This is a genomic window from Variovorax paradoxus (assembly GCF_029919115.1).
Classification (GTDB): domain Bacteria; phylum Pseudomonadota; class Gammaproteobacteria; order Burkholderiales; family Burkholderiaceae_C; genus Variovorax; species Variovorax paradoxus_O.
In genome coordinates this window covers 1,087,869-1,101,030 of sequence record NZ_CP123990.1, presented here as the reverse complement: position 1 = coordinate 1,101,030, position 13,162 = coordinate 1,087,869, and the positions used below count along the sequence as shown (strand labels likewise).

Below are 13,162 nucleotides of genomic sequence, written 5' to 3'. Positions count from 1 at the left end.
CGCCACGCCGAACAGCACCCGATGCGCAAGACGCTTGATTTTCTCTACGACAGCGCCGCCGCCCTGGCGGCGCTTTTCATGATCGGCCTGCTGGTGATGGTGCTGCTCTCCATCATCGGCCGGCAGCTTCACTTCAACATTCCGGGCATCGATGCGTACGCGGGTTACCTGATGGCCGGCGCCGGTTTTCTTGCGCTCGCGCACACGCTCAAGCGCGGCGAACATATTCGCGTGACCCTGGTGCTGCAGAACCTGCCACCCGCCGGGCAGCGCTGGCTCGAACGCTGGGCCATGGGCGCGGGCGCGCTGCTTGCGCTGCTGTTCGCTTGGTACAGCGCGCGCCTGGTTTACCAGTCCTACGACTTCCACGATATTTCAACCGGCAACGACGCCACCCCGCTGTGGCTGCCGCAACTCTCGATGGCGGTCGGTGCGCTGGTGTTCGCCATCGCGGCTTTCGACGAATTCGTGATCGAGTGGCGCGGAAGACCGGCCAAGCCGATCGGAACGGAGGCACTGCGCCATGAGTGACATTGCCGTTGCGGGACTGCTGATTGCCGCGCTCTTCCTGATCCTGGGCAGCGGCGTGTGGATCGGTCTCACGCTCTCCGGCGTGGCGTGGATCGCCATGCAGGTTTTCTCCTCGCGCCCGGCGGGCGATGCCATGGCCGTGACCATCTGGGGTTCGGCCTCGAGCTGGACACTCACTGCGTTGCCGCTGTTCATATGGATGGGCGAGATCCTGTTCCGCACCCGGCTTTCGCAGGACATGTTCAAGGGTCTTGCGCCGTGGATGCAAAGCCTGCCGGGCAGGCTGCTGCACACCAACGTGGTGGGCTGCGCGGTTTTCGCGGCAGTGTCGGGCTCGAGCGCCGCCACCTGCGCCACCATCGGCAAGATGAGCCTGCCCGAGCTCAAGCGCCGCGGCTATCCCGACGACATGGTCATCGGTACCCTGGCCGGAGCCGGTACGCTGGGCCTCCTGATCCCGCCTTCGATCATCATGATCGTCTACGGCGTGAGCGCCGATGTGTCCATAGCGCGCCTGTTCATCGCGGGTGTGATACCCGGCATCCTGCTCGCGCTGCTGTTCTCGGGGTACATCGTTTTCTGGTCGCTGCGCCATCCCGACCGCATTCCGCCGGCCGACGCCAAGCTGCCCTTTGTCGAGAAACTGCGGGCATCGCTTTCGCTGATTCCGGTCGCGCTGCTGATCCTGTCGGTGCTCGGCTCCATCTACGCGGGCATTGCCACTGCCACCGAGGCGGCGGCCGTGGGTGTCGTGGGCGCCATGATCATCTCGGCCGCTCAGGGCTCGCTCAGTTGGCACAGCTTCAAGGAGGCGCTGCTCGGTGCCACGCGGCTCTATTGCATGATGGCGCTGATCCTCGCGGGTGCGGCCTTTCTCACGCTCGCCATGGGCTACATCGGCCTGCCGCGGCACCTCGCCGAGTGGATCGGTTCGCTCGGGCTCTCGAAGTTCCAGCTGATCGTGATGCTCGCGGTTTTCTATGTCGTGCTGGGCTGCTTTCTCGACGGCATCTCGATGGTGGTGCTCACCATGGGCGTCATCATGCCGACCGTCACATCGGCCGGCATCGACCCGATCTGGTTCGGCATCTTCGTCGTGCTGGTGGTCGAGATGGCGCAGATCACGCCGCCGGTGGGCTTCAACCTCTTCGTGCTGCAGGGCATGACGGGAAGAGACCTGCTCTACATTGCCCGCGTCACGCTGCCGATGTTCTTCCTGATGGTGGCGGCCGTGCTCATCATCTACTTCGTGCCGCAGCTGGTCACCTGGCTGCCTCAGCAAATGGCGCCATGAACAGGGACGAGCGTCCCCGACAATAGACCCGATGCTGTTTCCGATTCTCGCCATCTGCGTTGGCGCCTCTGCCGGCGCACTGGCGCGCTGGGGTCTCGCGCTCTGGTTCGGGGCCGGGGGGCTCATGCCGTGGGGCACCCTGGCCGCCAACCTGATCGGGGGCTATCTCATCGGCGTGGCCATTGCCTCGTTCCAGTTGCTGCCCGATCTCGATCCCGTCTGGCGGCTGGCGCTGGTGACCGGCTTCCTCGGCGGGCTTACAACGTTCTCCAGCTTTTCGGCCGAAGTCGTGGCCATGCTCCTCGAAGGCCGGTTGGGTGTGGCCCTGCTCACGGCAACAGCGCATCTGGGCGGTTCGCTGTTCTTTACCTGGCTTGGCATACGCAGCGTTCAGGCCCTGGCCGCCTGACGCCGCGCCGCGCTTAAAAACGCGCGGAGGTCCCGGGTTTCCAGAAGGTCCCTCCAGAGGGCCGGTCGATAGAATCGATCGCAATGCCCCTGGTCTATCTCGTCGCACTTCCCTTCATTGCCAGCGTGCTGGCCGCGTTGATGCCGTCGAACGCGCGCAACCGGGAATCGACGTTGGCAGGGCTCGTCGCGCTGGGCTGCGCGGTGCAGGCCGCATGGTTTTTTCCGCAAATTGCACACGGCAACGTGCTGCGCCAGGAGATCGCGTGGCTGCCTGAGCTCGGGCTCAACCTCGTGTTTCGCATGGACGGCTTTGCCTGGCTGTTCTGCATGCTGGTGCTCGGCATCGGCGCGCTGGTGGTGCTCTATGCGCGCTACTACATGTCTGCGTCCGACCCGGTGCCGCGCTTCTTCTCGTTCTTTCTCGCGTTCATGGGCGCGATGATGGGCGTGGTGCTCTCCGGCAACCTGATCCAGCTGGTCCTGTTCTGGGAGCTCACCAGCCTGTTCTCGTTTCTGCTGATCGGCTATTGGCATCACCGGCGCGATGCACGGCGCGGCGCGCGCATGGCGCTCACCGTCACCGGTGCAGGCGGCCTCTGCCTGCTGGCCGGCGTGCTGGTGCTGGGCCGCATTGCAGGCAGCTACGAGCTCGACGTGGTGCTTGCGTCAGGCAACGAGATTCGCGCACACGCGCTCTACCCTGCCGCGCTGGTGCTGATACTTCTCGGCGCCTTTACCAAGAGCGCGCAGTTCCCGTTTCACTTCTGGTTGCCGCGCGCCATGGCGGCGCCCACGCCGGTTTCGGCCTACCTGCATTCGGCCACCATGGTGAAGCTCGGCGTGTTCCTGATGGCGCGGCTGTGGCCGGTGCTCTCTGGCACCGAGCTGTGGTTCTGGCTGGTGGGCGGCGCGGGCGCAATCACGCTGCTGCTCGGCGGCTTCGTCGCCATGTTCCAGCGCGACCTGAAGGCATTGCTGGCGTACTCGACCATCTCGCACCTCGGGCTCATCACGCTGCTGCTCGGCCTCAACAGCCCGCTGGCGGCCGTGGCGGCTGTGTTCCACGTCATGAACCACGCGACCTTCAAGGCCTCGCTCTTCATGGCGGCCGGCATCATCGACCACGAGAGCGGCACGCGAGACATCCGCAAGCTCAGCGGCCTGATGCGGCTGATGCCCATCACGGGCACGCTGGCAGTCATCGCAAGCGCCTCGATGGCCGGCGTGCCGCTGCTCAACGGCTTTCTCTCGAAGGAAATGTTCTTCGCAGAGACGGTGTTCATCCAGGCCACGCCCTGGATCAACGTGAGCCTCCCGATCATTGCCACGGTGGCCGGCATTTTCAGCGTGGCCTATTCGGCGCGCTTCGTGTTCGACGTGTTCTTCGGGCCACCCTGCGGGCCCGACGTGCCGCGGCAGCCGCACGAGCCACCGCACTGGATGCGCGTGCCGGTCGAGCTGCTGGTGCTGGTGTGCCTGGTGGTCGGCGTCGCGCCGGCCTGGTCCATCGGCCCGCTGCTGGCCGCTGCCGCAACCCCGGTGGTCGGCGGCGTGCTGCCCCAATACAGCCTGGCCGTGTGGCACGGCTTCAACCTGCCGCTGGCCATGAGCTTCGTGGCGCTGGCCGGCGGCATGGCCCTTTACCTTTCGCAGCGCCGCCGCCGCGCACGCGGCGACCTGGCGCACACGCCGCTGCTGCACCGCTTCGACGGGCAGGTGATCTTCGAACACCTGCTCGCGCAGCTCAGCGAAGCCGGCCGGCGCAGCCGACGCGTGTTGGGCACCCGCCGCCTGCAAACGCAGTTGCTGCTGCTGATTGCAGTGGCCGCCGCGGGCGCCGCGGTTTCGCTCTGGACCGCGCCCGTGGCGCGCGGCAGCCGCGAGCTGCTGCCTTTTTCGACGATGTTCGCGATGACCTGGATCATCGGCGGCGTCTGTGCGCTGGCCGCGGCATGGCAGGCCAAGTTCCACAGGCTCGCCGCGCTGATGTTGGCATCGGGCGCGGGCCTCGTGTGCTCGGTCACCTACATCTGGTTCTCGGCGCCCGACCTGGCGCTGACGCAACTCGTGGTCGAAGCCGTCACCACCGTGCTGATCCTGCTGGGGCTTCGCTGGCTGCCGATGCGCAGCAAGGACGCGATCCAGCCCGCGCGCGCCAGGCTGCGCCCCTGGGGCCGGCGCGGGCGCGACCTGCTGGTGGCGGCTGCCGTGGGCGGCGGCATGTCGGCATTGGCCTGGGTGATGATGACGCGGCCGTTTCCGCAGAGCATCTCGCCATTCTTCCTGGAGCACGCACTCTCCGAAGGCGGCGGCACCAACGTGGTCAACGTGATGCTGGTCGACTTCCGCGCTTTCGACACCTTCGGCGAAATCACGGTGCTCGGCGTGGTGGCGCTCACCGTGTATGCACTGCTGCGCCGCTTTCGTCCGGCGCGCGAATCGATGGCCCTGCCGGTGCAGCAGCGCGCACAGGCCGACGACGGCAGCAGCGACCTGCTGAACCCACGCCTCGCCAAGGACACTGCCGTCGGCTACCTCATGGTGCCAGCCGTGCTCGTGCGGCTGCTGCTGCCGCTCGCGGTGCTGGTCGCGGTCTATTTCTTCATGCGCGGCCACAACTCACCCGGTGGCGGCTTCGTCGCGGGGCTGGTGATGTCGGTGGCGCTGCTGCTGCAGTTCATCGTCTCGGGCACCGAATGGGTGGAAGAACACCTGCGCATCTATCCGCGCCGCTGGATCGCCGTCGGCCTGCTGCTGGCGCTGGTGACGGGCAGCGGCGCGGTGATGTTCGGCTATCCGTTCATGACCACGCACACGGCCCACGTGCATCTTCCGGTGCTGGGCGAGCTGCATGTGCCGAGTGCGCTCTTCTTCGACATTGGCGTGTTCGCGCTGGTGCTCGGCGCCACCATGCTCATCCTTACCGCGCTGGCCCACCAGTCGATACGCAGCCACCGCTGGGCCGACGAGCAGGCCGAAAAAGAAGCACAGGCCCAGTCCGAAGCCGTGGAGGGGGTGCACTGATGGAAATCGTGCTCGCACTCGCCATCGGCGTGCTCACCGGCTCGGGCGTGTACCTGCTGCTGCGCCCCCGCACATTCCAGGTGATCATGGGCCTCACGCTCATCTCGTACGCGGTCAACCTCTTCATCTTCAGCATGGGGCGGCTCAAGCTCGACAGCGAGCCCGTGCTGGTCAAGGGCATCGCGTCGACGCTGGCCAACACAGCCGACCCGATGCCGCAGGCGCTGGTGCTGACGGCCATCGTGATCGGCTTTGCGATGACAGCGCTGTTCCTCGTGGTGCTGCTGGCCTCGCGAGGGCTCGCAGGTACTGACCACGTGGACGGTGAAGAGCGGCAGGAGGCGGCCGAATGATGGAACCGGTTCAACTGCTCGACCGCCTGCTCGACTTCAGCATGCCGCACCTGGTGGCCGTGCCGATCCTCGTGCCCTTGCTCACCGCGGCATTGATGCTGCTGCTTGGCGAAAACCGTCGCCGCGCCAAGTCGGCCTTGAGCGTGGTCTCGGGGCTGGTCGGCCTGCTCGCGGCACTGGCGCTGCTGCGCTGGGTGAACGCACCCGATACGGGCGACGGCCCTGGCTCCATCGGCGTCTACCTGCCGGGCAACTGGCAGGCGCCCTTCGGCATTGTGCTGGTGGCGGACCGCCTGTCGACCATGATGGTGGCGCTCACGGGCGTGGTCGCCTTTGCGGCCTCGATCTATTCCACCTCGCGCTGGGACCGGGCGGGCGTGCATTTCCACCCGCTGCTGCAGCTGCAGCTCATGGGCCTGAACGGCGCCTTTCTCACCGGCGACCTGTTCAACCTGTTCGTCTTCTTCGAGGTGATGCTCGCTGCTTCCTACGGCCTGCTGCTGCACGGCTCCGGCCGGCTTCGTGTGCAGGCGGGCTTGCATTACATCGCCATCAACCTGGCCGCTTCGTCTTTGTTCCTCATCGGTGCGGCGCTGCTTTACGGCGTAACGGGCACGCTCAACATGGCCGACCTGAGCGTGCGCATCGCCGAGCTCGCGCCGGCCGATCGCGGCCTGGTGCATGCGGCCGCCGCCATACTCGCGACGGCATTTTTCGCCAAGGCGGGCGCATGGCCGCTCAACTTCTGGCTGGTGCCGGCCTATAGCGCGGCGGTGTCGCCGGTGGGTGCCGTCTTCGCGCTGCTGACCAAGCTCGGCATCTACACGCTGCTGCGCTTGTGGACCCTGCTCTTTGCACCGGATGCCGGCGCCTCGGCCGCGTTCGGCCAGTCGGCGCTCATCGCCATCGGCCTGGCCACGCTGTTCGCGGGTGCCATGGGCATCGTCGGCACGCAGCGGCTCTCCAATCTGGCAGGCTTCAGCGTGCTGGTGTCGGCCGGCACGCTGCTTGCCGCCATAGGCCTTGGCGAACCCGCCGTGTGGGCGGGGGCCCTCTACTACCTGCTGAGTTCCACGCTGGCAGTCAGCGCCTTCTTCCTGCTGATCGACATGATCGAACGCTGGCGCAACGCCGGCATGAGCGTTGCGCCGCATGAGGCCGCAGGCAATGCGCCCTTCCTTGCGGAAGACCTGCGCGTGCTCGACGACGTGAACCTCGACGACGAGGCACAGGCGCTCTATGGCCGTGCCATTCCCGCCGGCGTTGCGTTTCTCGGCCTGAGCTTCATCGGCTGCACCTTGCTGCTTGCGGGCCTGCCGCCGTTCTCCGGCTTTGTCGGCAAGTTTGCGATGCTGTCCGGCGCCTTCGTGACCAGCGGCACCTCGACGCCCGCATGGATCTTCCTGGCGCTGCTGATCGCCTCGGGCTTCCTGGCGCTGATTGCGCTGAGCCGCACCGGCATCCGCCATTTCTGGACGCAGCCGCATCCCACCATGCCCGCGCTGCCCGCTCTCGAAGTGCTGCCCGTGGCCGGCCTGCTCGCGGCCTGCGTGGCATTGACGGTGTGGGCCGGCCCCGTGATGCGCCATGCCCTCATCACCGCAGAGGGGCTGCGCACGCCCACCGCATACCGCAGTGCCGTACTCAATGCACGGCAAGTGCCCAACCCGGTGGCGCCCAAGAAGGTGGCGGCACCATGATGAAGCGCTGGATTCCTTCGCCGCCGCTGTCGATTGCGCTGTTCGTCGTATGGCTCTTGCTCAACCAGTCGCTGGATGCCACCACGCTGGTATCGGCTGCGGTGCTGGCCGTTGCAGTGCCGCTGCTGACCAAGAGCCTTCGCCCCGCTGCCGTACGAATGCGCAAGCCCTGGGTAGCCTTGGGGCTCACCGGGCGGGCCTTGGCCGACATGCTGCAATCCGCGCTCTTCGTGGCGCGCCGGCTGCTCACGCGCCGCACCTCGCGCATCGAATCGAAGTTCGTGAACGTGCCGCTCGAGCTGCGCGACCCGAACGGGCTTGCGGTGCTCGCCATGATCATGTGCCTCACGCCCGGCACCGCCTGGGGCGAAATCTCGTTCGACAGCAGCGTGCTGCTGATCCACGTGTTCGATGTCGAGGACGAAGCCGCCTTCGTCGCCATGATCAAGCAGCGCTACGAACACCCCTTGATGGAGATCTTCGAATCATGACGCCTGTACTCTTCTGGGCCTTGAGGCTGGCACTCCTGCTGCTGGCCGTGGCCATGCTCTGCGCCGTGGCCCGGCTCCTGGTCGGGCCCACCGCGCAAGACCGCGTGATGGCGCTGGACTGCCTCTACATCAACGGCATGCTGATGATGCTCGTGCTCGGCATCGTCTACGCGAGCAATGTGTACTTCGAAGCCGCCATGCTCACGGCGCTGTTCGGCTTTGTCGGGTCGACGGCCATGGCCAAGTTTCTCTTGCGCGGGGAGGTGATTGAATGAGCGACTTCATCATTGGGCCGCTGCCGCTGTGGGCCGAAATCGTCACTGCCGTTTTTGCGGTGCTCGGCGCAGCCTTCGCCGCCATCGGTTCCTTCGGCCTCGTGCGCCTGCCCACCTTCTTCCGCCGCATTCATGCGCCGACGCTCGGCGCCACGGCAGGTGTGTGGTGCATGACCATCGCCACGATCGTGTATTTCTCGGTGCAGGGTTACAACCTGTTCCTGCACGCCGTGCTGATCGTTCTGTTCATTGCGCTCACGGCGCCCATCACCACCATCTTCCTGATGCGCGCGGCGCTCTTTCGCGAGCGGCAAAAGGGCGGCGACGTGCCGCCGGCGGCAAAATCAGCCGCTTTGAACTGAACTGGACAGAGGAAGAAAGCGCCCCGCGCCTCAGCTCATCGCAAGCTGCTGCAGGCCCTTGGCACGCGCCACTTCCATTTCGCGCGGCAGCGTCACGCCGTTCTTCACCGCGAGTATTTCCGCCATCACGCTCACGGCGATTTCCGGCGGCGTCTTGCTGCCGATGTAGATGCCGATGGGGCCGCGCAGTCGCGCGAGCGATTCGGCCGTCTGGTCGAAGTGCTCGATCATGCGGTCGCGCCGCGCATCGGCATTGCGGCGCGAGCCGATGGCGCCTACGTAGAAGGCCTCGCTCTGCAGGGCTTCGAGCAATGCCAGGTCGTCGAGCTTCGGGTCGTGCGTAAGCGCAACCACGCAACTGCGCCGGTCTGGCCTGAAGGCCAGCACGGCATCGTCGGGCATCTCGGTGGTAATTTCTACGCCCGGCAACGACCATGCGGTGCGGTACTCCGCGCGCGGGTCGCACAGCGTCACGGCAAAGCCGCTGAACTTGGCCATCGTTGCCAGGTATTCGGCCAACTGGCCCGCGCCGATGAGCAGCATGCGGTACTCGGGTCCGAAGGTGTTGGTGAGCTCGGCGTCGTTTACCTTGAGTTCGTCCGGCGCCTTGGCTTCATTCAGCCGCACCGCACCGGTTGCGAGCGTGACCGTGCGCTGCATGAGCTTGCCTTGCTCGAGCTCGGCCACCAGCTTGGCAAGCAAGGTGGCGTCGGGGTCGTATTCGAGCAGCAGCTCCAGCGTACCGCCGCAGGGCAAGCCGAAGCGATGCGCCTCGTCCGCCGTGATGCCGTACTTCACGAGCTTGGGCGGTGCACCCAGGGGCACTAGTTCGCCGTGGCCGTTATTCGCATGGGCATGGCTGTAGCGGGCGATCAGGTCGTCCTCGATACAGCCGCCCGAAACCGAACCCACCACCGCGCCGTCATCCGCCAGGGCCATGATCGAGCCGACCGGCCGCGGCGACGAGCCCCAGGTGCGCACCACCGTGGTCAGCAATGCACGCTTGCCGGCCTGGCGCCAGTCGCGCAGCGTGCGCAGCACCATGACGTCTAGATTTTCCATAGCCTCGCCAGCCCTCAGCTTTCGTTGCCCGGCGCGGCGGACGCGTCCTTGTCGTCCTTCTTGCCGAGGCCCATCTTCTTCATGAAACCGGACATGACGCCGGTCTTTTCCGCGGGCGCTTCGGCCCCTTCAACGGCCGCGGCTGGAGGCGGTCCGTAGCGGCTCTGCATCTCGGCTTCGAAGCGCTTGAAAAAGTCGTCCGCGGTCGACTTGGCGGCGCCGTCGATCAGGCGCTGCCCGAGTTGGGCGATCTTGCCGCCGACCTGCGCCTGCACGGTGTAGTCGAGTTCGCAACCGGCAGGCGCCGGCTCGGCGGCAGCGCCATCCAGCGGCCTGAGCGTCACGCTGGACGATCCCTTGGCAAAGCCCGCAACGCCGCCCTGCCCTTCGAAGGTGAGCTTGTAGCCGTCGGGCGCGACAATGTCCGACAGCATCACCTTGCCGTTGAACTTGGCGGACACAGGGCCGATCTTGACGGCCAGCGCCACGCTGTACTGGTTGTCGCCCGTCAGCTCGAACTTGTCGCAGCCGGGAATGCACTTCTTGAGCGTCTCGGGGTCGTTCAGCGCTTCCCACGCCTGCTGCTGCGTGATGCCGAGGCGGCGGTTGCCGAGCATTTCCATGGTGGATTCCTTTTTTGTTTGCCGTAGGGCTTTAGCGGCCGGACCGCATCAAGGCCGCGAGGCTGGCGGCCAACTGTTCAAGAGCACTGAGATTGTGGACTGCCAGCATCGCGTCTGCATGCCGGTGCAGCACGCCGGCCCCACGCGCCAAAGGGGCGTAGCCTTCGAAGCGCAGCAGCGGATTGAGCCACAGCAGCCGGCGCGAATGGCGCTTGAGCCAGAGCAGCTCGCTTTCCAGCAGTGCCGGCTCGCCGGTATCGAGCCCGTCGCTGATCACAAGCACCAGCGTACGGCGCCCGGTGAGCCGGCGCGCATGCGCACGGCGCAGTTCGGCCAGCGAACCGCCCAGCCGCGTGCCGCCCGCGAAATCGTCGATGGCAAGGCTCGCAGTGCCCAGCATGGCGTCGGTGTCGGCCAGCCGGAAGGCCGGTGTCAGGTCCGTCAGCCCGGTACCGAATGCGAACACATCCCGCCGTCCGGCACGGCGGGTGGCTGCATGCAGAAACGCGAGCAGCAGGCGCGCATAGCGCTCCATCGAGCCCGACACATCGACCAGCACCAACAGCGGCAACGGCTGCTCGCGGCGGCTGAGCTTGGGCAGGCGCAGTATTTCGCCGCCCGTGCGCGCCGCCTCGTGCAACACACCGGGCCAGTGCATGCGCGCATGCTGCGAGCCCGCATCGTTGGCAGCACGCAACCGGCGCGACGGCAGCGAAGGGATAGGCAAGGAAATATCGCGCGCAAGGCGTTCGACCAGCCGGTATTCCGAAGCGCCGAGCGCGTTGAAGTCCGCGTGCTGCAGGCGCTGGCGGTCGCTCGATGTCATGGCCGCATCGAACTCGACCTCCTTGTCGGGCTTGGCAGCCACCGCGGGCTTGGCCGGGTCGCGCGGCGCCGTCAGCGCCTCGCGAACGCGTGGGCGGCGCTTGGAAGGCTCGGCCCTGCCCTCGGCGCTCGGCAGCATCTGCGCGAGCAGCTTGTTGGCCAGTTCGGGGTCGCGAAACCACGCATCGAACAGTTCGCGAAACACCATGCGGTCTTGCTCGCGGCTCACCATCACGGCTTCCATCGCGGCGCTCAGGTCGAGCCGGCTTTCGACGCCCACCAGCGTGGCGGCTTCGGCAGCGAGGGAGATTCGCATCGCATCGGTGCGTACACCGGCACGGCGCAGCGCGCGGCCAAACGCCGTGATGTTGCCGGCCAGCTTGCCGCTGCGTACATCGCCGAGTTGCTGGATACCGGTCATTGCGGGCGGCCTTGGCGAGCGGCGCTCAGGGCGCGGCCGGCTCCTCTGGCTTCAGCAGATCGGACGCCAACTCGTGCGTAAGTGCGGCCACGTCGTCGCGTTGCTTGAAGAGAATGCCCGCGGTGTCGACCACCACCTCTGGGTCGAGCTCGACCGTATCGAGCGCAATCAGCGCCCTGGCCCATTCGACACTTTCGGCGATACCGGGCGCACGCTGGAACGCGTTGACGAAGGGCGCATCGCGCAACCGCGCGACAAAGGCGGCCACCTGCGCCGAGAGCTTCTCGCCGGCCTCCGGCACCTGGGCCCGCACAATGGCCAGTTCGCGTTCGCGCTCAGGGTAGTCGAGCCAGTGATAAAGGCAGCGCCGCTTGACCGCATCGTTGAGCTCGCGCGTGCGGTTGCTCGTAAGAATGGTGACCGGCGGCACCACCGCGCGCACCGTGCCCAGTTCGGGAATGCTGACCTGGTACTCGCCAAGATATTCGAGCAGGAAGGCCTCGAAGGGTTCGTCGGCGCGGTCCACCTCGTCGATCAGCAGCACGGCGCCGGGCGCCGGCGTTTGCAGCGCCTGCAGCAGCGGGCGGCGAATCAGGTAGTGCGGCTGGTAGACCTCGGCCTCGACGTCGCGCGCGGCGCCGGTGGCTTCGGCCGCGCGCATGTGCAGCAGTTGCGCGGCGTAGTTCCATTCATAAAGCGCTTCGCGCTGCTCCAACCCGTCGTAGCACTGCAGCCGCAGCAGCTCGCGGCCGAGCGCGGTCGACAGCGCCTTGGCGAGCTCGGTCTTGCCGACGCCGGGCTCACCCTCGAGCAGCAGCGGGCGCTGCAGCTTGAGCGCAAGAAACACGGCTGTCGCCAGACGGCGGTCGGCAAAGTAGCCGGCCTGCATCAAGCCGTCCGCAAGGGAATCGATGGTCGGGAAGATCATGGCAAAGCGTAGCGGAAGACGCGAGATGTCGCCGCGCCTTCCGTTTCTCTCTCGCGCGGCTGCTTCAGCCCAGCGCCTTGGCCACGGCGCGCTGCGTGAGCACGCTGATCAGGTTGGCGCGATACGCGGCAGAAGCATGCAGGTCGCCGTTGAGGTCGCTGGCATCGATCTTCACGGCTGCCGCGGCGGCGGCCGTAAAGCTCTTGTTGAGCGCATCTTCGAGCCCCGCATGGCGGAACACGCCGTTGCCCGCACCGGTAATGGCAACCCGCACGCCGCTGTCGTACTGCGCCAGGAACACGCCGACCAGCGGAAAGTGCGACGCCTTCTGGCGCAGCTTTTCGTACACGGCGCGCTTGGGAACAGGGAACCGGATCGAGGTGATCAGCTCGTCTTCTTCCAGCGCCGTGGTGAAAAGCCCCAGAAAGAAGTCGTCCGCCGCGATCTCGCGCTTCGAGGTGACGACCGTTGCGCCGGAGCCGAGCACCGCACTGGGGTAGCAAGCCGCGGGGTCGTTGTTGGCCACCGATCCGCCGATGGTGCCCATCGCACGCACCTGCCGGTCGCCGATGCGCGAGGCCAGGTCGGCCAGTGCAGGGAACGCGGCTTTCACGTCGGGATTGTTGGCCACGTCCAGGTGGCGCGACATGGCGCCGATGGTGATTGCGTTGCCGTCTTTCTTGATGCCGGTGAGTTCCTTGACCCCGCCAAGGTCCACCAGCCGCTCGGGCGCCGAAAGCCTGAGCTTCATGGAGGCGAGCAGCGTCTGGCCGCCGGCCAGTGGTTTGCCGCCGGCGGTCACCAGCTTGGCCGCATCGGCCACGGTGGAGGGCCGTTCGAGTGTGAAGGCGTACATGGTGTG

At 66.6% G+C, this 13,162-nt stretch carries 14 protein-coding genes; 9 read left to right on the top strand and 5 right to left on the bottom strand.

All coding sequences use genetic code 11. The annotated features are described in order from the left end of the window. The first annotated feature begins 21 nt into the window (after positions 1-21). The 9 genes from QHG62_RS05260 to mnhG all read left to right on the top strand — a co-directional run bounded on the left by QHG62_RS05260 (position 22) and on the right by mnhG (position 8,441). Positions 22-531 carry a TRAP transporter small permease gene (locus QHG62_RS05260; RefSeq protein ID WP_281149797.1) on the top strand — a complete coding sequence of 170 codons (510 nt, stop codon included), beginning with the start codon at positions 22-24 and terminating at the stop codon, positions 529-531. Beyond that, positions 524-1,825 carry a TRAP transporter large permease gene (locus QHG62_RS05255; RefSeq protein ID WP_281149796.1) on the top strand — a complete coding sequence of 434 codons (1,302 nt, stop codon included), beginning with the start codon at positions 524-526 and terminating at the stop codon, positions 1,823-1,825. Before QHG62_RS05260 ends, QHG62_RS05255 begins: the two co-directional genes overlap by 8 nt. A 31-nt stretch (positions 1,826-1,856) precedes the next feature. Beyond that, positions 1,857-2,234, top strand: a complete 378-nt coding sequence (crcB, locus tag QHG62_RS05250) for a fluoride efflux transporter CrcB (protein ID WP_281149795.1) — start codon at positions 1,857-1,859, stop codon at positions 2,232-2,234. A gap of 83 nt (positions 2,235-2,317) precedes the next feature. Further along, positions 2,318-5,260 (top strand): monovalent cation/H+ antiporter subunit A, encoded by a 2,943-nt coding sequence (locus tag QHG62_RS05245; RefSeq protein ID WP_281149794.1) that lies wholly within the window; start codon positions 2,318-2,320, stop codon positions 5,258-5,260. Beyond that, positions 5,260-5,613, top strand: coding sequence for a Na+/H+ antiporter subunit C (locus QHG62_RS05240; RefSeq protein WP_281149793.1), 354 nt, complete (start codon positions 5,260-5,262; stop codon positions 5,611-5,613). Before QHG62_RS05245 ends, QHG62_RS05240 begins: the two co-directional genes overlap by 1 nt. After that, positions 5,610-7,313, top strand: a complete 1,704-nt coding sequence (locus QHG62_RS05235; protein WP_281149792.1) for a monovalent cation/H+ antiporter subunit D — start codon at positions 5,610-5,612, stop codon at positions 7,311-7,313. Before QHG62_RS05240 ends, QHG62_RS05235 begins: the two co-directional genes overlap by 4 nt. After that, positions 7,313-7,804: a Na+/H+ antiporter subunit E gene (locus QHG62_RS05230; protein ID WP_281151509.1), complete on the top strand. Its 492-nt coding sequence runs from the start codon at positions 7,313-7,315 to the stop codon at positions 7,802-7,804. The genes QHG62_RS05235 and QHG62_RS05230 overlap by 1 nt, the downstream gene beginning before the upstream one ends. Beyond that, positions 7,801-8,079, top strand: a complete 279-nt coding sequence (locus QHG62_RS05225) for a K+/H+ antiporter subunit F (protein WP_281149791.1) — start codon at positions 7,801-7,803, stop codon at positions 8,077-8,079. The genes QHG62_RS05230 and QHG62_RS05225 overlap by 4 nt, the downstream gene beginning before the upstream one ends. After that, positions 8,076-8,441: a monovalent cation/H(+) antiporter subunit G gene (mnhG, locus tag QHG62_RS05220; protein ID WP_281149790.1), complete on the top strand. Its 366-nt coding sequence runs from the start codon at positions 8,076-8,078 to the stop codon at positions 8,439-8,441. Before QHG62_RS05225 ends, mnhG begins: the two co-directional genes overlap by 4 nt. A 30-nt stretch (positions 8,442-8,471) precedes the next feature. Here mnhG and QHG62_RS05215 read toward each other — a convergent pair whose 3' ends face one another. The 5 genes from QHG62_RS05215 to QHG62_RS05195 all read right to left on the bottom strand — a co-directional run bounded on the left by QHG62_RS05215 (position 8,472) and on the right by QHG62_RS05195 (position 13,156). After that, positions 8,472-9,503, bottom strand: a complete 1,032-nt coding sequence (locus QHG62_RS05215; RefSeq protein ID WP_281149788.1) for an XdhC family protein — start codon at positions 9,501-9,503, stop codon at positions 8,472-8,474. A 14-nt stretch (positions 9,504-9,517) separates the two neighbouring features. Further along, positions 9,518-10,126 carry a CoxG family protein gene (locus QHG62_RS05210; RefSeq protein WP_281149787.1) on the bottom strand — a complete coding sequence of 203 codons (609 nt, stop codon included), beginning with the start codon at positions 10,124-10,126 and terminating at the stop codon, positions 9,518-9,520. Between the two features lie 31 nt (positions 10,127-10,157). Next, positions 10,158-11,372, bottom strand: a complete 1,215-nt coding sequence (locus QHG62_RS05205) for a vWA domain-containing protein (protein ID WP_281149786.1) — start codon at positions 11,370-11,372, stop codon at positions 10,158-10,160. Positions 11,373-11,397: 25 nt separating this feature from the next. Further along, entirely contained in the window at positions 11,398-12,300 is a 903-nt protein-coding gene (locus tag QHG62_RS05200; RefSeq protein ID WP_281149785.1) for an AAA family ATPase, read from the bottom strand. Between the two features lie 64 nt (positions 12,301-12,364). Then, positions 12,365-13,156, bottom strand: a complete 792-nt coding sequence (locus QHG62_RS05195) for an FAD binding domain-containing protein (RefSeq protein ID WP_281149784.1) — start codon at positions 13,154-13,156, stop codon at positions 12,365-12,367. Positions 13,157-13,162 lie beyond the last annotated feature (6 nt).

What these genes read in the sequence shown, in the direction of transcription:
- QHG62_RS05215 (WP_281149788.1), bottom strand. Translation starts at nt 9,503, where the DNA reads ATGGAAAATCTAGACGTCATGGTGCTGCGCACGCTGCGCGACTGGCGC.
- QHG62_RS05210 (WP_281149787.1), bottom strand. Translation starts at nt 10,126, where the DNA reads ATGGAAATGCTCGGCAACCGCCGCCTCGGCATCACGCAGCAGCAGGCG.
- QHG62_RS05235 (WP_281149792.1), top strand. Translation starts at nt 5,610, where the DNA reads ATGATGGAACCGGTTCAACTGCTCGACCGCCTGCTCGACTTCAGCATG.
- crcB (WP_281149795.1), top strand. Translation starts at nt 1,857, where the DNA reads ATGCTGTTTCCGATTCTCGCCATCTGCGTTGGCGCCTCTGCCGGCGCA.
- QHG62_RS05260 (WP_281149797.1), top strand. Translation starts at nt 22, where the DNA reads ATGCGCAAGACGCTTGATTTTCTCTACGACAGCGCCGCCGCCCTGGCG.
- QHG62_RS05195 (WP_281149784.1), bottom strand. Translation starts at nt 13,156, where the DNA reads ATGTACGCCTTCACACTCGAACGGCCCTCCACCGTGGCCGATGCGGCC.
- mnhG (WP_281149790.1), top strand. Translation starts at nt 8,076, where the DNA reads ATGAGCGACTTCATCATTGGGCCGCTGCCGCTGTGGGCCGAAATCGTC.
- QHG62_RS05255 (WP_281149796.1), top strand. Translation starts at nt 524, where the DNA reads ATGAGTGACATTGCCGTTGCGGGACTGCTGATTGCCGCGCTCTTCCTG.
- QHG62_RS05225 (WP_281149791.1), top strand. Translation starts at nt 7,801, where the DNA reads ATGACGCCTGTACTCTTCTGGGCCTTGAGGCTGGCACTCCTGCTGCTG.
- QHG62_RS05240 (WP_281149793.1), top strand. Translation starts at nt 5,260, where the DNA reads ATGGAAATCGTGCTCGCACTCGCCATCGGCGTGCTCACCGGCTCGGGC.
- QHG62_RS05230 (WP_281151509.1), top strand. Translation starts at nt 7,313, where the DNA reads ATGAAGCGCTGGATTCCTTCGCCGCCGCTGTCGATTGCGCTGTTCGTC.
- QHG62_RS05245 (WP_281149794.1), top strand. Translation starts at nt 2,318, where the DNA reads ATGCCCCTGGTCTATCTCGTCGCACTTCCCTTCATTGCCAGCGTGCTG.
- QHG62_RS05200 (WP_281149785.1), bottom strand. Translation starts at nt 12,300, where the DNA reads ATGATCTTCCCGACCATCGATTCCCTTGCGGACGGCTTGATGCAGGCC.
- QHG62_RS05205 (WP_281149786.1), bottom strand. Translation starts at nt 11,372, where the DNA reads ATGACCGGTATCCAGCAACTCGGCGATGTACGCAGCGGCAAGCTGGCC.